The following is an 18,964-nucleotide window of genomic DNA, read 5'->3' as shown; positions in this document are numbered from 1 at the left end:
GTCGGCCGCGGCACCGCAAGTGCGTCACGCGCCGGGCCCGATACCAAGGTATCGACCGACACCATGGTGCAATCGCGGCACCTCCCGGGCTTTGTTGAGATCGCTGCAGGTCGCCGATCCGTCGGCCAGTGACTCAGGGAGATCGACCATGCCTGCCGCCTTGTTATCGCCTCACCTTCGCCGCCGCTTCAGCCGCACGCTCATGGCCTCCGCCGTGGGCCTGTTCCTGCTCGGTGACGGCCAGCATCACCTGCTCCAACAGACCTTTGCCGCGACCGCCAGCAGCGCCGCCACCGCCGATGACAGCGTGCGGCCGTTCCGCATCCAGGTGCCGCAGGAACAACTGGACGATCTGCGCCGGCGCATCGCCGCGACGCGCTGGCCGGACCGCGAGACGGTCAACGATGCCTCGCAGGGCATCCAGCTGGAGAAAGTCCGAGCGCTGGTGGACTACTGGGGCAAGGACTATGACTGGCGCCGCGCCGAAGCCCGGCTCAACGCGCTGCCGCAGTTCATCACCCGTATCGATGGCGTGGACATCCAGTTCATCCACGTGCGTTCGAAAGAGCCGCATGCCATGCCGCTGATTCTCACTCACGGCTGGCCCGGCTCGCCGCTGGAGTTCCTCAAGACCATCGGCCCGCTGACCGACCCGGTGGCTTATGGCGGGCGCGCGGAAGACGCCTTCGACGTGGTGATCCCGGCGATCCCCGGCCATGGCTTTTCCGGCAGGCCGACCGCCACCGGCTGGGGCCCGGACCGGGTGGCCCGCGCCTGGGACGTGCTGATGAAGCGCCTGGGCTACAGCCACTATGTGTCCCAGGGTGGCGACCATGGCTCGGTGATCTCCGATGCCCTCGGCCGCCTGGCCCCGCCCGGCCTGCTGGGCATCCACCTGAACATGCCGGCGACGGTGCCGCCGGAACTGGTCGGGCCGATCAACAGCGGCGCTCCGGCTCCAGCCGGGCTGGGCGCCGACGAGCGCCGCGCCTTCGACGCGCTGAGTACCTTCTTCGGCCGCAATGCCGCCTACGGCGCGATGATGGTGACCCGCCCGCAGACCATCGGCTATTCCCTGGCCGATTCGCCCGCCGGCATGGCCGCGTGGATGTACGAGAAATTCGCCGCCTGGACCGACAGCGGTGGCGAGCCCGAGCGCGTGCTGAGCCGCGACGAGATGCTCGACGACATCTCGCTCTACTGGTTGACCAACACCGGCGCTTCCTCCTCGCGCTTCTACTGGGAGAACAACAACAACAACTTCAGCGCCGCCGCGCAGAAGACCTCGCAGATCAAGGTGCCGGTGGCCATCACCGTATTCCCCGGCGAGATCTACCGGGCGCCGAAAAGCTGGGCGCAGCGCGCCTATCCCTCGCTGGATTACTTCCACGCGGTGGACAAGGGCGGCCACTTCGCCGCCTGGGAGCAACCTCAGCTGTTCAGCGAGGAACTGCGCGAAGCGTTCCGCCCGCTGCGAGCTGGCCTCACCAGCCACTGAACCCGCCGAATGCCGGCAACCATCGGGCAGGCCGAACGCCTGCCCTGGAGAACCCTGATGACCCTGTTCAAGCATCCGCACCTCGGCGCCTCGGCGCTGGCCATCGCCCTGGCGCAATTCACCTCCTGCTCGGTGGCGCAGGCCGCTACCGCGCCATCGACCGACCCGGCGTTCGGCACGCTCAAGCACGTCGACGCCGGCCTGCTCAACGTCGCCTACGCCGAAGCCGGCCCGGCCGATGGTCCGGTGGTGATCCTGCTGCACGGCTGGCCGTACGACATCCACAGCTACACCGAGGTGGCGCCGCAACTGGCCGCCAAGGGCTATCACGTGCTGGTTCCCTATGCCCGCGGCTACGGCGAAACGCGCTTCCTCTCCGCCTCGACCCGGCGCAATGGCGAGCCGGCCGCGCTGGCGGTGGACGTCATCGACTTCATGGATGCACTGAAGATCAAGAGCGCCGTGCTGGCCGGCTACGACTGGGGCGCGCGCTCGGCTGACATCGTCGCGGCGCTCTGGCCGGAGCGGGTGAAGGCGCTGGTGTCGGTCAGCGGTTACCTGATCGGCAGCCAGGAAGCGGGCAAGGCGCCGCTGCCGCCAGCCGCCGAGCTGCAGTGGTGGTACCAGTTCTACTTCTCCACCGAGCGCGGCAAGGCCGGCTACGACAAGTACCGCCACGAGTTCGCCAGGCTGATCTGGCAACTGGCTTCGCCGCAGTGGAAGTTCGACGACGCCACCTTCGAACGCAGCGCCCAGGCCCTGGACAACCCCGACCACGGCGCGATCTCCATCCACAACTATCGCTGGCGCCTGAACCTTGCCGAAGGCGAACCGCGCTACGCGGAGCTGGAGAAGAAACTCGCAGCCTTCCCGAGCATCAAGGTGCCGACCATCACCCTCGAAGGCGACGCCAATGGCGCGCCGCACCCGCCGGCCGAGGCCTACGCCAAACGCTTCAGCGGCAAGTACGAGTACCGCCTGATCACCGGCGGTATCGGCCACAACCTGCCGCAGGAGGCGCCGGACGCCTTCGTCAAGGCGGTGGTCGACGCCGATCATCTGTGAGCCGGAGAGCCGCCATGAACATCACTGGAAACACGCTGCGCCGTATCGCCCTGACCGGCTTCGCCCTGCTGGTGGCGACAGGCGCCAGGGCCGACGGTGACGCCTCGCCGATCTACGGCGTGCGCATGCCCGAGGGCTACCGCAATTGGCAGCTGGTGGCGCCCGCCCAGGAGGCGGCGCCGCTGAACGAACTGCGCGCCGTGCTGGGTAACGACATCGCCATGAAGGCCTACCGCGCCGGCACCTTGCCGTTCCCTGACGGCAGCGTGCTGGCCAAGCTCGCCTGGAAGCACGTGCAGTCGCCGGAGTTCGAGCCGGCGTCGATCCCCGGCGCGGCCACCACCGTGCAGTTCATGGTCAAGGACTCGAAGAAGTACGCGGCTACCGGCGGCTGGGGCTTCGCCCGCTTCATCGACGGCAAGCCCGCCGATGAAGCGCAGCACCAGACCTGCCTGGCCTGCCACCAGGCGCGGGTGAAGGACCACGACCTGGTCTTCACCCGCTACGCACCCTGATAGCTGCTCCTGAGCACTGCACCTTGAGCGCTACACCTTGAGAGAAGTGGAGGTCCCATGAACCAACGATGGCTGATCACCGGTTGCTCCCGCGGCCTGGGCCGCGCGTTGGCCGAGGCCGTGCTGCAGGCCGGGCACCGCCTGCTGGCCACCGCCCGCGATCCGGATGCCCTGGCGGACCTCGCCCGGATCTACCCGCAGACGCTGCGCCTGGCGCCGCTGGACGTCACCGACCCGGCCGCCGCGCAGGACGCCGTGGCGCAGATGGTCGAGGAATTCGGCGGGCTCGACGTGCTGGTCAACAACGCCGGCTACGGCAATATCAACTCGGTGGAGGACACCTCGCTGGAAGCGTTCCGCCGGGAGATCGAGACCAACCTGTTCGGCACCATCATCGTCACCAAGGCGGCGATCCCGGTTCTGCGCCGACAGCGCAGCGGCCACATCATCCAGCTGTCATCGGTGGGCGGGCGGATCGGCGCACCAGGGCGTGCGCCCTATTCGGCGGCGAAGTGGGGCGTGGAAGGCTTCTCCGAAGTGCTGGCACGCGAGATGGCGCAGGTCGGCGTGCGGGTGACGATCATCGAGCCCGGCGGACTGCGCACCGACTTCGCCGGTGCTTCGACGACGCTATCGGAAGGGCGCCTCGAGTACGACGCCGTGGTCGGTGCGGTGGCGCGCCGGCAGCGCGTCTACGACGGTCAGCAACCGGGCGATCCGCAACGCGCCGCGCAGGCGATCCTCGCGGTGGCCTGGATGGATCGTCCGCCGTTGCGCCTGGCCCTGGGCAGCGATGCGCTGCAGGCCATCGAGAACGCCGACAAGGCACGCCTGGCTGAGCTGCGCCTGTGGCGCGAGCTTAGCCAGTCCAGCGATTTTCCCCGCTCGGCATGAGCGTTCCCCGCACGGTCCGAGATTCCCCCGAGCCGCCGTGCGGGGCTTTTTATTCCTCACATCCTCAGCAAGGAGATCCACCATGAAGACGACCCTCACCGCCCTGGCGCTCGCCAGCGGCCTGCTGGCCGGCAGCGCCTTTGCGGCCACGGTGAAACCGACCGTGGTGCTGGTACACGGCGCCTTTGCCGACGCGTCCAGCTGGAACGGCGTGACCCGCATCCTGGAAAAGGACGGCTACAGCGTGATCGCCGCCGCCAATCCGCTGCGCGGCGTGGCCAGCGACGGCGCCTACATCGGCAACATAGTCGGCAGCGTCAAGGGCCCGGTGGTGTTGGTGGGGCATTCCTACGGCGGCAACGTGATCAGCGCGGCGGCCAGCGACCGGGACAACGTCAAGGCGCTGGTCTACGTCGCCGCGTTCGCCCCGCAGAAAGGGGAGAGCGCTGCCGAACTGGCCGGTAAGTTCCCCGGCAGCACCCTCGGCCCGACCCTGGCCGCCCCGGTGGCGCTGGCCGATGGCGGCAAGGACCTGTACATCCAGCAGGACAAGTTTCACGACCAGTTCGCCGCCGATGTTCCTGCCGGCGAAGCCGCGCTGATGGCGGCAGCGCAGCGGCCGGTCACCGAGGCGGCGTTGAACGAGAAGGCCGGTGCGGCTGCCTGGACGGCCATTCCGTCGTGGTTCGTCTATGGCGATGCGGACCGCAACATTCCGACGCAGGCGATGGCCTTCATGGCCCAGCGCGCCCAGGCGAAGGACGTCGAGGTGGTCAGCGGGGCTTCCCATGTGGTGATGGTCTCGCACCCCGAGGCGGTGGCGCGCTCCATCGAGAAGGCGGCTACCGGCTACTGATTGCCGGGAGCAGGTTGTTGCGTGACGGCTGGCGCTTCACTGCGCTGGTACCATCGGAGACAGCGGGGCAAATGGCTTCTGCCAGGTGTGGGTTCAACCCGTGAACGCAACACGCAGAACCCTGTGTGAGCAGAGGCAGCTTCCGACCTGAAGCGGACTGCCATATCGGCCAATCCCCCATCCGGGTGATGGCCGATACGATTCGGTGCGCGAGCGAGCTCAGTCGGGGGTCTGAGCTGCGTTGGTCTCAGCAGCGGAATCGGCAGCGACCGGAGTGCGGTTCTTCAACTTCTCGCGATTCCGACGTTCCTGGCTGCGATGACGGGCAGCCTGCTGCTTCGCATGCAGGGCCTGGGCGGCGGTCACGGTGCCGACGGGCTGGCCGTTCAAGTCCAGACGCGGCGCGTTCTCCACCATGCTGGCCCAGTATCGGGTTCCCTTGCACCAGGCCGCGACGCCCAGTTTGAGCTGCTCGCTGGTAATCCCCAGTTGCGCCAGGTGTTGCTCGGCATCCTTGAGAATCCCCTCCTTGAGCGGAACCTTGGGCGCCGGATTCACCGGGAAAGCCAACGGGAAATGCCGCTGCAAGCGCCAGATCGCTTCCAGCGCAGGATCCTGCTCGCGAGGTTTCTCCTGCGGTGTGGTCTTCGGCTTGCGGCGCTTCTCGTTAGCGGCCTTGGCCTGCTCTTTTTCAGCCCGCAGGCGGTCACGTAGCCCAGCTAGTTGTTCAAAACCCATCGTTCAATTCACAGCTTCGAGGTTGATTGCGTGGTGCAAGGTTATTCCATACAGCTCTCGGGATCACCTGTATCAGCACAATTCGTCGCTGTTTTCGTCGGTTAAGGGTGAATTCGCAGCCGACAGAGGCTCGGCGCAAAGCCTTCCGGAGGGCCGAGTGGCTGATCCTCAAACCGTCGCCGGGTGCAGATGAATCTCTACATGGCCTTGCTGGGCGCGGGTCGATGCACTGGGTGTTCCTGCTGGCGTGCCTGGTCAGCGCGGTGGCCTTCGCGCTGTCGTGGTTGCTGCAAGAGGTGCCGCTGCGCAAGGCCTGAGCTTGCTCGGAAGAGGCAGCGCTGCTGACTACTGTCCCGCATTCAGGCGAAGGGCTGCGCTCTGCCGGCGCAGGTAGACAAATGCCAGGACGTAGGGGACCACGGCAAGGAAGGCGCAAGCCAGGAAGGGGAGCGAAAGGTGGTTCAACGCCGGGGTGAGGCTCAAATCCATGCTTTGCATGATGTAGGGGAGTGTACCGAGGATGCCGCATGCGACGGTCCCGGAAACGGCGCTGACCGCATAAAGCAGAAGAATCAGCCATTGCCCTGTGCTGCCCTTCTCGGCGGGCTTCAATAGCAGGAGTGCGTACGCGAACGAGATCAGCGAAAGGCCCACGAGCAACATCGTCAAGGGCAGGCTGTTGGGGTAGTGCTTGACCCCGTTCAGCAGATTGAACGCACCTGACAGTGCGCTGATGACGGAAACCGCAAACATGACCGCGAGATTGACGCTCCGCATGACGCTTCCTTGTGTGTGGCGATAAGCGCGTGAAACGAACGGACCGTGCCGGGCGTTCGTGCCGGGTGTCGCTGCAGTTCCTTGAGCAATCCCCACCAGCGCTGGCCTGTCGGCAAACCGGGTGAGCGGCTGGTTGCGTGCAGCTTACGAAGACACCGGCAACCTGTCCATTGGGCAGCCGGCCTGGGCCTCACTGATCGCCGAGGCCCGTTTCCGCAGAGCACTTGCCTTGCGAAAGTGCATAGCGACTTTGCCCAGGCGCCAATAGCCTTGGTGCGGGCGCTGGCATATAGTCGCGCCCCCCAGCGAAGCCGCCAGCTCCCATCGGGCCTCCATCCGGCTACGCAACCACTCAAGGCGCGAGGAGCACGCCAGTCATGAAAACAGAACAGGGCATCCTGCGGCTTTCCATCATCGTTACCGTCCTGCTGGCCGGTTTCGGGATCATCGTCGGCCTGCTTTCGGGATCCTTCTCCATCGTCTTCGACGGCGTGTACTCCCTGGCCGATGCCAGCATGAGCGGCCTGGCACTGATGGTGGCGACCCTGATCCGCCGCCATACCACCGAGGGCGACGCCAGCCGGCGTCTGGCCGAGCGGTTCAACATGGGCTTCTGGCACCTGGAACCCATGGTGCTGGCGCTCAACGGCACGCTGCTGTCAGGCGTCACGCTGTACGCGCTGATCAACGCCATCGGCCGGTTGCTGACGGGCGGCCATGCGCTGGAGTTCGGTTTCGCCATCCTCTACGCGGCAGTTGCCACGCTGGTCTGTTTCGCCCTGGCGGCGGTGCAGTTCCGCGCCAACAAACGCATCGGCTCGGACTTCGTCACCCTCGACGCGAAGTCCTGGGTGATGTCCGGCAGCATTTCCCTGGCCTTGCTGATCGCCTTCCTGGTCGGTGATGTGGCCACAGTGAGCGGCTACGCGCACATCGGCCCTTATGTCGACCCGGCGGTGCTGGCGCTGATCTGCCTGGTGATTCTGCCGATTCCCTTCCTGACCATCCGCCAGGCCTTCAAGGACATCCTCCTGGTCACCCCGCCGGAGCTCAAGGAGCACGTCGACGAGGTGGCCGCGGCTGTCGTCTCGCAGCATGGCTTCCTGGCGTACCAGGCCTACGTCGCCAAGGTCGGGCGAGCGCAGCAGATCGAGCTGTATTTCATCGTTCCGCCGGACTGGCCGGCGCAGACGCTCGCCGAATGGGACAGGCTGCGCGACGAGATCGGCGAGGCCATCGGCGGCGAAGGCCCCAATCGCTGGCTGACCATCGCCTTCACCACTGACCCGCTCTGGACCCGCTGAGGGGTATTGGGGCCGGGGATTGCCGCCGCTCGCGCGGCGATCGCCTCATTGCCTCTGCATCCGGTACGCGCCGGGCGTGGCGCCATACCAGCGGCGGAAGGCGCGGATGAAGCTGGACTGTTCATCGAAGCCGAGCCGGTCGGCGATCTCGGCGATGGTGCTGGCGGTGGCTTGCAGCAGGTCCACCGCCAGCAGGCGTCGGTGCTCCTCGACAATGCGGCCGTAGGACCAGCCATCGCGCTGCAATGCGCGGTGCAGAGTGCGCGGCGTCATGTGCAGACGAGTCGCTACTTCATCCAGCCCCGGATTGTCCGCCAGCCTGTGCAGGACCTCGGCGCACACGCGCTCAAGCTCCGAGCCGGTTTCGGTCTGCGCGGCGTACTCGCGCAATGACAGCTTCAGCGCTTCATGGATGGCCGGGCTGCCCCCATCGCGTGGTTCCTGCAGGGCGGCGAGGTCAAGGAGCATTTCGTCCCGGCAGGAGGAGAACACCACCGGTGCCCGGATGACCTGCAACCAGGGCCGCGGATCGGACGGCTCCGGGCGCCGCAGGCGCACTTCGCGCAATGCCGGCAATGCACCGGGAGCGCTGCGCAGGTGGCGCAGTTGGCGAACCATCCAGTAGTCCACTTCAGGAAGGGCCAGCTGATAATCGTTGACGGGCCGAAGAGTCAGTCGCAGGCAGTCGCCATGCTGTTCGAGCCGCTGCTCGAAATGTGCGGCGACCAGTGGCCAGAAGTGCAGCATCTGCTGCAACGCCGAATAGCGATCCGGCATCAGCTGCATCAGATAGGCCAGACCCTGCATCTGCACCGGGTCCAGTTGCCGGGCCAGCTCCAGGCCGATGGCCGGGTCCGCGCTCTGCTCCAGTGCCACTTCCCAGAAGCGCCGCGCGAGAAACAGTGGCAGGCGCAGATTGCCCGCGCGCAAGGCCGCAGGATCGACACCCCACGCCGGGAAGAAATGCGCCAGGTCCACGCCCTGGTCCTCCAGCCCCTGTACCCACGACAGGATGATGGAGCCGCATAAGGCCCCCCTATGTCGGTGCTCGGGAAAACTATTTGTCCCTTCCAGACTATCTGCCGACACCGCGCTGCTCCCATCTTGCCCACGGGCTGCGGTCACTCCGCACCCGGGACTGGAATTTAGTGGGCGCCTCTGTCGCCGGCAACTCCCCCGAGTCCCTCGACCTGCCAACTACAACAACTACAGGTACGTCTCAGCATGAATCACCTTCTGCATGCCCGGGGAATCGCACGCCCCAGCCTGCTGGCGCTGTGCATCGGCGCCGCCATCAGCCCAGGCGCCCACGGCGTCACCTGGCAGCTCAACGATGACTGGAGCGCCACCTCCAATACCACGCTCAGCCTCGGCACCAGCTGGGCTCTGGATGCTCCCGACAAGCACCTGCTGACCGCGGCCGATGCGCGCAGCATCGGCCGCGAGGGCAGCGGCATCAACTACAACGGCGACGACGGCAAGCTCAACTACCGCCGCAACGAGACAATCTCCACGCTGTTCAAGGGCCTGACCGACCTGGATGTGCAGGACGGCAACCAGGGCGTGTTCCTGCGCTTCAAGTACTGGTACGACCAGGCGATGGAGGAGGGCAATGGCGACTTCCAGCGTTTCGACGATTCCGGCTGGCAGGACCTGGCCAGATTCAAGGGCTTCGAGAACCTCGACGCCTACGTCTGGAAGGACTTCCAGGTTGCCGATCGCAAGCTGGGTGTGAAGGTCGGCAAGCAGGTACTCAGCTGGGGCGAGGCGCTGTTCCTGCAGAACGGCATCAACGCCATCAACCCGCTGGATGCATCGGCTTTCAACCGCCCCGGCGTCGAGCTCAAGGAAGGCCAGCTGCCGGTGGAGATGGTCAGCTTCAACTACGACCTCGCGGACTCGCTCAGCCTCGAGGGCTTCTGGCAGTACAACTTCCGCCCGACGGTGCTGGATGGCTGCGGCACCTTCTTCAGCAGCAATGACAACATCGCCGAAGGTTGCCAGGTCGATTACATGGTTTCCGGCGGCACCGGCACCACCGGCCAGGCGCTGGCCCAGGGGCGTTACCTGCAGCGCACCAGCACCGACTACCCCAGCGATACCGGCCAGTACGGCCTGGCCATGCACTACGTGATCGAAGCGCTCAACGACGCGGACCTGGGTGTCTACTACGCCAACTACCACAGCCGTACGCCGCTGATTAACGGGGTGATCGCCCGCAAAGGGCCAGTATCGGCCTCACGCACCAACCTCAATACCGGTGACTACTTCACCGTCTACCCCGAAGACATCCATATGTTCGGCCTGAGCATGAGCGGCGTAGCGGGCACCACCGCGTTGTTCGGCGAACTCAGCTACCGGCCGAACATGCCGCTGGGCTACAACCCCGCGGACCTGGTGGCACTGCTCTCCGGGCAGGCCAATACGCCGATCCTGCCGATGACCGCCGCCGAGCTCGGCGCCGCCAGGGGCGATGAAGTGCAGGGCTACGTGCGCTTGCCAGTCTGGCAGTTCAGCCTTGGCGCCACCGACACGGTGAACAACGTCCTGGGCGCTACTCGCCTGGCCTGGGCAGGAGAGGCGGGGGCCAACCTGCTCCAGGGCATCGGTGATGATCGCCTCGGCCGCGCCGGCTCGTTCGGCCGCACGCCGCCCTCCAATGGCGTGCAGTGCAGTGCTGCCTCCGCAGCCGGTATTCCCGGTGGTGTGACGGCCGCGCAGCTGGCCGACTACAACGCCGACAACTGCAACACCGACGGGCTGATGAGTCACTTCTCCTGGGGCTATCGCCTGCGCCTGGCGCTGAACTACGAGGACCTGCTGCCGGCGACGGTGGTTACACCCTCGATCAACTGGCGCCACGACGTGCAGGGCTACGGCCCGAACTTCCAGGAAGGCCAGCAGGCGGCAGGACTCGCCCTGACCTTCGACTACCGCAACAACTACTCGCTGGAGCTGGCCTACAACAGCTTCTTCGGCTCCAACGAGTTCTCCACTGTCGATGACCGTGACTTCGCCTCTGTCACCCTGAAAGCGAGCTTCTAGCCATGCGCCCACTTCTTTGCAAACTTTCCCTGGCGGTCGCTCTCGTAGCCGCTTGCGGCCTGGCGCAAGCCAAGCAGACCGACGCCGCATTGCTCGACGGCAAGCTCACTCCGGTAGGCGCCGAACGCGCCGCGAACGCCGACGGCAGCATTCCTGCCTGGACTGGCGGCATGAAGGCCGGCGCCGCCGCCATTGCCGGCAATGGCGACTACAGCGACCCGTTTGCCAGCGAGCAGCCGCTGTATGTGGTCAGCAAGGCCAATCTGGCGCAGTACAAGGACCTGCTCAGCCCCGGCCAGCAGGCCATGTTCGTCCGCTACCCCGACTACCGCATGCGTGTCTTCCCCAGTCACCGCAGCGCGGTCATTCCCCAGGCGTACCTGGATGAATCGCGCAAGAACCTCACCCAGACAGGCCTGGCAGACAACGGCAACGGCCTGACCAACTATCACTTCGGCGTTCCCTTCCCTGAACCCACCGAGGCGCTGGAAGTGCTGTGGAACCACATCACCCGTTACCGCGGTGGCTCGATCGCGCGTGACTTCTCCTCGGCCACCGTGCAGGCCAAGGGCGACTACACGCTGGTCACCTACAGGCAACTGGTGGGCTTCCGCGAGAAAATCAGCGACCTCGAACCGGAAGCGAACCTGCTGTTCTACACCCGTGTGCAGACCAACAGCCCGTCACGTTATGCCGGCGAAGTGACGCTGGTACAGGAGCCGATCAACCAGGTCAGCACCCCGCGTGCAGCCTGGCAGTACAACCCCGGCCAGCGCCGCGTGCGTCGCGCGCCGACTGTGGCCTACGACAACAGCGCGCGGTACAGCTTCGGCCAGGTGGTTTCCGACAGCGTCGATGGCTTCAATGGTGCGCCCGATCGCTACGACTGGAAGCTGATCGGCAAGCGCGAAATGCTGGTGGGCTACAACGCCTTCGGCCTCGCCAGCAAGCAGGTCGGCTACGACCAGATGCTCAAGCCGGGCTACATCAACCCGGACGTCAACCGCTACGAGAAACACCGAGTGTGGGTCATCGAGGCCACCCTCAAGCCGGGAGCCCGGCATGTCTACGGCAAGCGTCGCTTCTACATCGACGAAGACACCTGGCAGGTCATGGCCAGCGACATCTACGACAACCGTGGCGAGCTGTGGCGCAACTACGAGTCGTTCCTGACCATGTACCACGACCTGCAGCTGCCGATGACCGCGGCCGAAGCCACCTATGACCTGATCTCCGGGATCTATGCGGTGAACTACCTGACCAACGCGATCGGTCACCGCGCCGAGTTCGGCAAGGAAGTGAAGGAGGCCGAGTTCACCCCGGCCGAACTCAAGCGACTGGGCAAGTAAGCGCGGGCAGGGGCCATGAGGCACGGCCCCTGCGAACCCTACCTCTGAGGATCGATCACAGATGCCATTCTCCAAGCGAACCCGAATCGGCCTGGGGCTGACCGGTGCTGTGCTGTTGGCCGCCGCTGGTGCCGGCTACAGCCTTTATCAACAAGCCCGCGCTACAGCCGAGGCCTACGCCTTCGGCTACCCGCTGGTGATCATGGAGCTGACCAAGCAATACCAGCTTGGTCGCGGCCAGACTTCGGTGAACCAACTCAATCACCGTCTGCGCTTCCCCGATTACCGTTTCAACAGCGTCGTCGCGCCCAACGTCGACACGCTCTATTCGCTGTCTCACCTGGACCTGCGATCGGGGCCGGTGGTGCTGAGTGTTCCCGACACGGACGGGTACTACTACATGATGCCGATCCTGGATGCCTGGACCAACGTGGTGGCCAGCCCCGGCACCCGTACCCAGGGCAGCAAGGCCGGGCGCTTCCTGATCGCCGGCCCGCACTGGCAGGGCACTCTGCCGGAGGGCATGCAGCTCATCCGGGTGCCCACGCAGATGGCCTGGATCATCGGCCGCTTCAAGAGCCACGGCCCGAGCGACTACGCCGAGATCAACGCCCTGCAACGCCAGTTCGACCTGCGTCCGCTCGAGCAGGGACAGAAGGCTTCACAGCCGGACCCGGCCATGGCCAGGTTGCCGAAGCTGAGCGACGACCTGCCGCCGGACCAGCAGTTGCAGGGCTGGACCCAGGATGAATTCTTCTCGACCTTCTGCCAGTTGCTCGCGGACAACCCGCCCAGCGGTCTCGACGACGAGCAGATGCGCCGCATCAAAAACGCTGGCCTGGTCAGCGCGGACTGCAAGCCCCATCAATCTGCCTGGCAGCGCCTGGGCAGCCGCATCGGCTACCGCAAGGTCACCGACCTGATGGCGCATTCCGAGGAGCTGCGCGACAAGCTGCCCACGGTCAACGGCTGGAGGGTCAGCTACGACATGGGGGCATATGCGGACCGTTATGCCCAGCGAGCGCTGGTGGCGAAAATGGGCCTGGGTGCCAACACGGCGGACGACGCGATCTATCCCAATACCCGTGCCGACAAGGATGGCCAGCTGCTCAGCGGACGGCATCGCTACGTGATCCACTTCGACAAGGCACAGCTGCCACCGGTGAAGGGTTTCTGGTCGCTCACGCTGTACAACCCCCAGCTGCTGCTCGCCGACAACCCGCTGAACCGCTACGCCGTCGGCGACCGTGACGATCTGCACTACAACGCCGACGGCTCGCTGGACCTGTACATCCAGCACGAAGCGCCCGAGCGCCCGGAGTTGCGCAGCAACTGGCTGCCTGCGCCGGACAGCGAGTTCAGCCTGTTCCTGCGCCTCTACTGGCCGAAGCCGGAGGTCCTCCAGCGTGACTGGCAACCGCCGCTGGTGCAGCGGGAGTCCTGATTCATCGTGCGACTGCTCCTTTGTGCCCCGGCCCCCACCGGGGCTTTTTTTGCAGGGGAGGTTGAATGCGCTGCGCGCCGCGGCCATGCTCGTTTCAGAGCCACCGTCCGTCAGCCGAACATGAAGCGCACTTCCCCTGTCTCACTGCCGCCCAGCACACAGGCTACTGTCGTGCGCTGCATGGCGACCACCCTGGGCCAGCACTACGGGATCGATCCCATTCCGGTGCTCAGGCGCGCAGGGATCGATCCGGGCATCATGCAGGAGGTCGACGCACGCCTGCCCATCACCTCGCTCAGCCCTCTGTGGTTGCTCTGCGCAGAAGTCACTGGCGACGCGAACTTCGGCATCCGCGCGGCACGTTACCACCTGTCCGCCAACCTCTACGGGATGGACCTGGCGCTATACGCCTGCACCACGCTCGGCGAGGCTGTACAGCGCCATGTGCAGCTGGTCAACCTGGCCAGCACCGTAGGCCAGCCGCTGTTGATACAGGACGAGCGGAGTGACTGGCGGATGGAGTTCCACCTCAATGGTGGTTACACGCCCACCGACATTGCCCGCGACTTCTACTGGCATTTCCACGTACGCATGTTCGAACGCCTGACGGGAAAGCCGGCTGCCACATTCATGCGCGGTATCGAGCTGGCCCGGAGGAGCCCGGCGGACCGGCAGGAGTGGGACGCGCTGAATGTACGGGTCAGCTTCGATCAGCCGCTGAGCGCCTTTGTGTTCCACAATGCTTCCTGGGATTTGCCTCTGCCGGGGGCCAACCCGCGCCTGCTTGCCCAGGTGGAACGCCCCATTCTGCAGTACCTGGCCCAGCACGGCATGCCGCTGCCGCTCAGCGCCCTGCGCGCGCGCCTGGCGGAATTGCTCACCGGGCCGAGTTCACTGGAGGAGCTGGCGGGGCATCTGGATATTGCCCGTGGGCAGCTCGAGACGGCCTTGCAGCAGCACGGCCTGAGCTTTGCCCAGCTGCTCGACCAGACGCGGGAGGCGCAGGCGCTGCAACTGCTACGCGATCCGCAGTGGTCGATGGAGCAGATCGCCGAGCGAATCGGCTTCAGCAGCGCCAGCAGCCTGATCCGCGCCTTCCGCCGCTGGCAGGACTGCACGCCGCTGGCCTGGCGCAAGCGCTGGCTGTCGCAGGAGTCGGGGCGGGTCTAGGCGCTGCCCCAGCGCTGGCGCGGCAACTCATAGCAGAGCCAGGATGCGGGTGTGCCGGAGAGGTCCAGGTCCGCCTGATAGGCCAACCTCGCGCCCAGCTTGGCCGTGCCTTTCTGCGAGCGGATATTGCTCGGCGCGATGTGGAACCACACGCGCTCGAAATGCTGGAAGGCATGGCCGAGCATCAGCGTCTTCAGCTCGCGGTTGGTCGCGCCGCCCCAGTAGCGGTGGTTGATGAAGGTGAAGCCGATGCCGATGTCGGCCGGCTGGTCCGGTACCGGGTAGTAGCGCGAGCAGCCGATGGCCGCGCCTGTCTGTCGGTCGAGGATCAGCAGGCAGCCGCCGGCCTGTACCAGGAACTGGAAGTAGGGCTCGAAGACTTCGCGGCGATAGCGCTCGGTGGCCGGGTGGCCGGCCCAGGTTTCCGGCGCACTGGCAGCGGCGAACAACGAGTCGAAATCATCGGCGCGCAGCGGGCGCAATTGCAGGGTGTCGCCGAGCAGGGTCGGCTGGTCATCGAAGGCGGTCATGCCGGGCTCCAGGGTGGCTGGAGCCCAGCTTAAGGGGGGAATGGTCCGTCGCCGAGTGCCAATCGCCAGTACTTCGACAGAGCCAATCCGTTGTCAGTCGGCGCAGATGCCGAGGATCGCCCGCGCCGCCGTTTCGGTGCCGCGCGAGGCCTGCATCTGCTCGCGCACGGTGCTCAGGCGTTGCGCCATGGCCTTGTCCGCGAGCAGTTCGGCAAGGGCGGCGGGCAGCGCCGCCAGCGGGTCCTCGAAGCGCGGCAGGTAGCGCGCCACGCCGACTTCCTCGGCGCGCCGGGCGTTGTCGTGGCCGTCCCAGCAATAGGGGATGATCACCGACGGCAGGCCGAAATACAGCGCTTCGCAGAAGCTGTTGTTGCCGCCGTGATGGATGAACAGCTGGCACTCGCGCAGCACCGCCGGCTGCGGATACCAGCTGTCGAGGTAGACGTTGTCCGGCACCGTGTCGTAGTGCTCGCGGTAGGCGCCGACGTTGATCAGGAAGCGGTACGGCAGCTGCGCCACGGCATCGATCAGCCGGCGCATCATCGCCACGTCGGCGGCGCCCAGGCTGCCGAAGCTCACGTAGATCAGCGGCGCATCGTCATGGCGGGGGAACTGCGGCGGGATGTATGGCGCCTCGCTGCGCACGCAGCCGTCGAGGTACAGGTAGCGCTCGGCCGGCAGCGGCTTCTCGCGCTCGTAGCGCACCGGCGTTGGCGACAGCAGCAGGTTGAGCCAGGGCGAGTCCTCGAGGAACTGGCCGGCGGGCAGGGCGGGGTGGCCGCACTCGGCGAGGAAGCGGGCGAAGCGCTCGTGTGCCGGCCTGGTCGCGTGCAGGTAGTGCTCGCGGTAAGTCGAGCAGGCCTGAGCATCGCTGCTGCTGGCGCCGGACAGGTACGGCGGCACGGCAGCATCGGGCAGCTCGGTTTCCGCGCAGGAGACCATGCGCACCCAGGGGCAGCCGGCGGCGGCGATGGCCGGGAAGCTGACCACGTTGTCCAGCACGATGGCGTCGGGCTTGAGCCGGGCGAGCAACTGCTGCAACGGCTTTTCCGACTCGATGGCGGTGTCGATGATGGCTTCCCAGGCCGGCGCCACGTAGCTGTCGATCTGCGCCAGGGGCGGCTGGTCGAAGTACGGCACGTTGCGCTCGATGAAGCGCTCCCAGTAGTGCTGGTGGTCGGCGGCGGAGAGCGGCGAGTCCAGCTGCAGTGGGTACTCGGCGAAGCCGTACTCGGCGAAGATGCCCTGGAAGTGCGCATGGCAGATGAACACCGGGCGGGCGCCGAGCTCGCGCAGGGCCTGGGCGATGCCGATGCAGTTCAGCGCGGCGCCGAAGCTGGCCTCGGGGAAGAAGGCGATGGTTCTTGTTCTTTGCGTCATGGGCACATCCGGGTGTTGCTCACGGGCACTGCGTGAAACTGATACTGCATTTTTTCGTTAAAAAAAACACCGCGAAGTAAAAATAATCAGCGGCGCCCCAGGGCGAACGACTGCGGAATCCCGCGGTTGGCGGTCTGCGGCCGTTGCGCGAAGGACAGCCGCAGGTGCAGGCGCATCAGGTCGGCGGCGACTTCCAGCTGGCCGCGTTCGATCTGCTCGATGATCCGCAGGTGCTCGCGCAGGGCTTCCTGCAGGCGGTGCACGCTGACCATCGGCAGCAGGTTGGGCAGGCGGCGCAGGCGCTGGTGCTGCAGCAGGGCGTCGCCGACGAAGCGGTTGCCGCAGCCCTGGGCGATCAGTTCGTGGAAGCCGATGTCCAGCTCGCGGAACTGCGCCACGTCGAAGCGCTCGATGGGCGCACTGAGTAAGTCTTCCATGGCGCCGCGCAGTAGGGCGAGGCGCGCCAGATCAGGGTCGAAGCCGGGCGCCAGCAGCGCTTCCGGCTCCAGGATCAGCCGGTAGCGCAGGCTGTCTTCGAGCGCCGCGAGGTTGTTCAGCAGCGGGCGGAACGACCAGCTCTGCCCGGCGCCGCGCTCCAGCACCTGGTCTTCGCTGAGCTGCGCGAGGACCTTCTGCGCGGCGGCGCGGCCGATGTCGTAGCGGCGCATCAGCTCGCTGGCGCTGAGGCTGTTGCCCAGCCGCCCTGCCATGCGGTCGCGCAGTACCGAGGCGGCCAGCGCCTGTTCCTCGGCCTGGGGCAGGGCGGGGCCGAGTACCTGGGCGGAAGGGTCGGCGGCGAGGCGATAGCCCTTGCCCGGCTCGTGGGCCACCAGTTGCTGTTCCAGCAGCAGGTCCAGCCCCGCGCGGATCAGCGTGCGCGATACGCCGAAGGTGCGCGCCAGTTGCTGCTCGGACAGGCCGTCGCCATCTCCCAGCCCGGTGTCCTGGGCGTGCTCGATGATCCGCCGGGCCAGTTCCAGGTGGTTGGTGCGCGGTCTTTTCTCGGTGTCCTTGCTCAAGCGGCTTCTCTCCAGCAGGCCCCGGCAGGCGTGTCGCCGCGGGGCGACCCCTTATGCCACAGCGTGGGTGGTCCAACAAGAATGCAAGAAATGGTTGACTTCGCCAGTGGTTCGGTTTTTATTTTGAAAAAAAGACATGTAGTACGCTTTTCGTTCCGCTGCCGTCGACACAACAACAACCAATCGTCAGGTGCGCAAGATGAAGCTGAAGACCATGCTCTACGCAGGGGCAACCCTCGCGCTCACGCTGTCCGCCACCACGGCCAGTGCCAAGGATCTGGTGATCTCCATCTGGGACGGCTACATGGCCCCGGACAACCTGGAGAAGTTCCAGAAGGCCACCGGGCTCGAAGCCGACAAATCCCTTCACGCCACCAACGAAGAGATCATGGGCAAGCTCATGGCCTCCGGCGGCGAAGGCTATGACGTGGTGTTCGTTTCCTCGCCCTTTGCCGAGATCCTGCACAAGCAGGGCCTGCTCGCCGAGATCGATCCGGCCAAGGTGCCGAACCTGAAGAATCTCTACCCCGAAGCGCAGAAGCTCGAATACGACGTCGGCAATCACTTCTCCGTGCCTTACACCTGGGGCACCACCGGCATCTGCTACCGCTCGGACAAGGTCAGCCCGGCGCCTTCGAGCTGGAGCGACCTGCTCAAGCCCTCCGACGCCCTCAAGGGCAAGACCACCATGCTCGCCACCGACCGCTGGCTGTTGGGCGCGGGCTTCCTCGCCAACGGCTGGTCGGTGAACGACGGCAACCCGGACCAGATCAACGCGGTGCGCGACCAGCTGATCGCCACCAAGAAACGCCTGCTGTCCTTCGACGACACCACCTTCTACTCCAAGCTGGCCTCGGGCGAGGCGCTGATGGCCCACGCCTGGGACGGCTGGTGCAACTACGGCACCCAGGCCAACGAGTCGATCAAGTTCGTCGTGCCCAAGGAAGGTTCCGACCTCTGGGTGGACACCATGGTCGTGCTGAAAAGCTCGAAGAACCCCGACGCCGCCTACCGCTTCATCAACTACATGCTGGAGCCGGCGAACCACGCCTGGGTCGCCGAGAACATCCTCTACAAGGTGCCCAACCAGGCGGCGATGGCGACCTTGAAGCCCGACCTGCTGGCCAAGTACCCGAACCTCACCACCACGCCGGCCGAACTGGTCAAGCAGCAGCAGTTGCGTGACGTCGGCGGCTCCACGCAGAAGGCCTATACCCGCGCCGTGACCGAGATCATGGCTGCACAGTAGGGCCGGCTGCGCGTCGGCGATGCTGCGTTGAGAACAAGCGCGGGCTTGCTTATTTACATCCGCGCCCACGCTTGTTCTCGCCTTGCCTCGCTCTAGCTCGCTCGCCCCACAAGTTCACTGTATTCAATAAC

At 65.9% G+C, this 18,964-nt stretch carries 17 protein-coding genes; 11 read left to right on the top strand and 6 right to left on the bottom strand.

Translation table 11 applies throughout. The annotated features are described in order from the left end of the window. Window positions 1-148: 148 nt before the first annotated feature. The 5 genes from IB261_RS17360 (at window position 149) to IB261_RS17340 (ending at window position 4,828) form a co-directional block, all read left to right on the top strand. Window positions 149-1,498 (top strand): epoxide hydrolase family protein, encoded by a 1,350-nt coding sequence (locus tag IB261_RS17360; protein WP_225594933.1) that lies wholly within the window; start codon window positions 149-151, stop codon window positions 1,496-1,498. Window positions 1,499-1,555: 57 nt separating this feature from the next. After that, on the top strand, window positions 1,556-2,563 hold the full coding sequence (locus tag IB261_RS17355) for an alpha/beta fold hydrolase (RefSeq protein ID WP_081518699.1): 1,008 nt from the start codon (window positions 1,556-1,558) through the stop codon (window positions 2,561-2,563). A gap of 14 nt (window positions 2,564-2,577) precedes the next feature. Beyond that, a complete protein-coding gene (locus IB261_RS17350; protein WP_081518280.1) occupies window positions 2,578-3,078 on the top strand; it encodes a cytochrome P460 family protein in 501 nt (166 codons plus the stop codon). 57 nt (window positions 3,079-3,135) lie between these two features. Beyond that, window positions 3,136-3,972: an oxidoreductase gene (locus IB261_RS17345; RefSeq protein WP_192382676.1), complete on the top strand. Its 837-nt coding sequence runs from the start codon at window positions 3,136-3,138 to the stop codon at window positions 3,970-3,972. Between the two features lie 82 nt (window positions 3,973-4,054). Continuing rightward, on the top strand, window positions 4,055-4,828 hold the full coding sequence (locus tag IB261_RS17340; protein ID WP_192382675.1) for an alpha/beta fold hydrolase: 774 nt from the start codon (window positions 4,055-4,057) through the stop codon (window positions 4,826-4,828). A gap of 219 nt (window positions 4,829-5,047) precedes the next feature. Here IB261_RS17340 and IB261_RS17335 read toward each other — a convergent pair whose 3' ends face one another. After that, entirely contained in the window at window positions 5,048-5,566 is a 519-nt protein-coding gene (locus tag IB261_RS17335; protein ID WP_081518277.1) for a ProQ/FinO family protein, read from the bottom strand. A 345-nt stretch (window positions 5,567-5,911) separates the two neighbouring features. Beyond that, window positions 5,912-6,343, bottom strand: a complete 432-nt coding sequence (locus tag IB261_RS17330) for a hypothetical protein (protein ID WP_192382674.1) — start codon at window positions 6,341-6,343, stop codon at window positions 5,912-5,914. A gap of 377 nt (window positions 6,344-6,720) precedes the next feature. Between IB261_RS17330 and IB261_RS17325 the strand changes: the two genes are divergently transcribed. Then, on the top strand, window positions 6,721-7,647 hold the full coding sequence (locus tag IB261_RS17325) for a cation diffusion facilitator family transporter (RefSeq protein WP_192382673.1): 927 nt from the start codon (window positions 6,721-6,723) through the stop codon (window positions 7,645-7,647). Between the two features lie 45 nt (window positions 7,648-7,692). Here IB261_RS17325 and IB261_RS17320 read toward each other — a convergent pair whose 3' ends face one another. Continuing rightward, on the bottom strand, window positions 7,693-8,736 hold the full coding sequence (locus IB261_RS17320; RefSeq protein WP_177429489.1) for a helix-turn-helix transcriptional regulator: 1,044 nt from the start codon (window positions 8,734-8,736) through the stop codon (window positions 7,693-7,695). Between the two features lie 135 nt (window positions 8,737-8,871). On the opposite strand from IB261_RS17320, the gene IB261_RS17315 reads away from it, so the two are divergent. The 4 genes from IB261_RS17315 (at window position 8,872) to IB261_RS17300 (ending at window position 14,655) form a co-directional block, all read left to right on the top strand. Further along, on the top strand, window positions 8,872-10,692 hold the full coding sequence (locus IB261_RS17315) for a DUF1302 domain-containing protein (RefSeq protein WP_192382672.1): 1,821 nt from the start codon (window positions 8,872-8,874) through the stop codon (window positions 10,690-10,692). Window positions 10,693-10,694: 2 nt separating this feature from the next. Beyond that, window positions 10,695-12,041, top strand: a complete 1,347-nt coding sequence (locus IB261_RS17310) for a DUF1329 domain-containing protein (protein WP_192382671.1) — start codon at window positions 10,695-10,697, stop codon at window positions 12,039-12,041. Between the two features lie 61 nt (window positions 12,042-12,102). Next, window positions 12,103-13,485 carry a DUF1254 domain-containing protein gene (locus IB261_RS17305; protein ID WP_192382670.1) on the top strand — a complete coding sequence of 461 codons (1,383 nt, stop codon included), beginning with the start codon at window positions 12,103-12,105 and terminating at the stop codon, window positions 13,483-13,485. A gap of 180 nt (window positions 13,486-13,665) precedes the next feature. Then, window positions 13,666-14,655 (top strand): AraC family transcriptional regulator, encoded by a 990-nt coding sequence (locus IB261_RS17300; RefSeq protein WP_192382669.1) that lies wholly within the window; start codon window positions 13,666-13,668, stop codon window positions 14,653-14,655. On the opposite strand, the gene IB261_RS17295 is transcribed toward IB261_RS17300, so the two are convergent. The 3 genes from IB261_RS17295 to IB261_RS17285 all read right to left on the bottom strand — a co-directional run bounded on the left by IB261_RS17295 (window position 14,652) and on the right by IB261_RS17285 (window position 17,584). Beyond that, on the bottom strand, window positions 14,652-15,185 hold the full coding sequence (locus IB261_RS17295; RefSeq protein ID WP_151187417.1) for a GNAT family N-acetyltransferase: 534 nt from the start codon (window positions 15,183-15,185) through the stop codon (window positions 14,652-14,654). The genes IB261_RS17300 and IB261_RS17295 overlap by 4 nt on opposite strands. 93 nt (window positions 15,186-15,278) lie before the next feature. Continuing rightward, complete coding sequence (locus IB261_RS17290; RefSeq protein ID WP_192382668.1) at window positions 15,279-16,565, bottom strand: glycosyltransferase; 1,287 nt, start codon at window positions 16,563-16,565, stop codon at window positions 15,279-15,281. Window positions 16,566-16,651: 86 nt separating this feature from the next. Continuing rightward, on the bottom strand, window positions 16,652-17,584 hold the full coding sequence (locus tag IB261_RS17285) for a GntR family transcriptional regulator (protein ID WP_151187415.1): 933 nt from the start codon (window positions 17,582-17,584) through the stop codon (window positions 16,652-16,654). A gap of 199 nt (window positions 17,585-17,783) precedes the next feature. On the opposite strand from IB261_RS17285, the gene IB261_RS17280 reads away from it, so the two are divergent. Further along, window positions 17,784-18,833: a polyamine ABC transporter substrate-binding protein gene (locus tag IB261_RS17280; protein ID WP_017519222.1), complete on the top strand. Its 1,050-nt coding sequence runs from the start codon at window positions 17,784-17,786 to the stop codon at window positions 18,831-18,833. Window positions 18,834-18,964 lie beyond the last annotated feature (131 nt).

The sequence above is a fragment of the Pseudomonas sp. PDM20 genome, assembly GCF_014852575.3.
GTDB lineage: Bacteria > Pseudomonadota > Gammaproteobacteria > Pseudomonadales > Pseudomonadaceae > Pseudomonas.
The sequence above is the reverse complement of the archived record's forward strand: the minus strand, read 5'-3'. Positions and strand labels throughout refer to the sequence as shown.

Excerpts from the sequence above, each read along its gene's own strand:
- IB261_RS17360 (WP_225594933.1), top strand. The coding sequence starts at position 149 with ATGCCTGCCGCCTTGTTATCGCCTCACCTTCGCCGCCGCTTCAGCCGC.
- IB261_RS17355 (WP_081518699.1), top strand. The coding sequence starts at position 1,556 with ATGACCCTGTTCAAGCATCCGCACCTCGGCGCCTCGGCGCTGGCCATC.
- IB261_RS17350 (WP_081518280.1), top strand. The coding sequence starts at position 2,578 with ATGAACATCACTGGAAACACGCTGCGCCGTATCGCCCTGACCGGCTTC.
- IB261_RS17345 (WP_192382676.1), top strand. The coding sequence starts at position 3,136 with ATGAACCAACGATGGCTGATCACCGGTTGCTCCCGCGGCCTGGGCCGC.
- IB261_RS17340 (WP_192382675.1), top strand. The coding sequence starts at position 4,055 with ATGAAGACGACCCTCACCGCCCTGGCGCTCGCCAGCGGCCTGCTGGCC.
- IB261_RS17335 (WP_081518277.1), bottom strand. The coding sequence starts at position 5,566 with ATGGGTTTTGAACAACTAGCTGGGCTACGTGACCGCCTGCGGGCTGAA.
- IB261_RS17330 (WP_192382674.1), bottom strand. The coding sequence starts at position 6,343 with ATGCGGAGCGTCAATCTCGCGGTCATGTTTGCGGTTTCCGTCATCAGC.
- IB261_RS17325 (WP_192382673.1), top strand. The coding sequence starts at position 6,721 with ATGAAAACAGAACAGGGCATCCTGCGGCTTTCCATCATCGTTACCGTC.
- IB261_RS17315 (WP_192382672.1), top strand. The coding sequence starts at position 8,872 with ATGAATCACCTTCTGCATGCCCGGGGAATCGCACGCCCCAGCCTGCTG.
- IB261_RS17310 (WP_192382671.1), top strand. The coding sequence starts at position 10,695 with ATGCGCCCACTTCTTTGCAAACTTTCCCTGGCGGTCGCTCTCGTAGCC.
- IB261_RS17305 (WP_192382670.1), top strand. The coding sequence starts at position 12,103 with ATGCCATTCTCCAAGCGAACCCGAATCGGCCTGGGGCTGACCGGTGCT.
- IB261_RS17300 (WP_192382669.1), top strand. The coding sequence starts at position 13,666 with ATGGCGACCACCCTGGGCCAGCACTACGGGATCGATCCCATTCCGGTG.
- IB261_RS17295 (WP_151187417.1), bottom strand. The coding sequence starts at position 15,185 with ATGACCGCCTTCGATGACCAGCCGACCCTGCTCGGCGACACCCTGCAA.
- IB261_RS17290 (WP_192382668.1), bottom strand. The coding sequence starts at position 16,565 with ATGACGCAAAGAACAAGAACCATCGCCTTCTTCCCCGAGGCCAGCTTC.
- IB261_RS17280 (WP_017519222.1), top strand. The coding sequence starts at position 17,784 with ATGAAGCTGAAGACCATGCTCTACGCAGGGGCAACCCTCGCGCTCACG.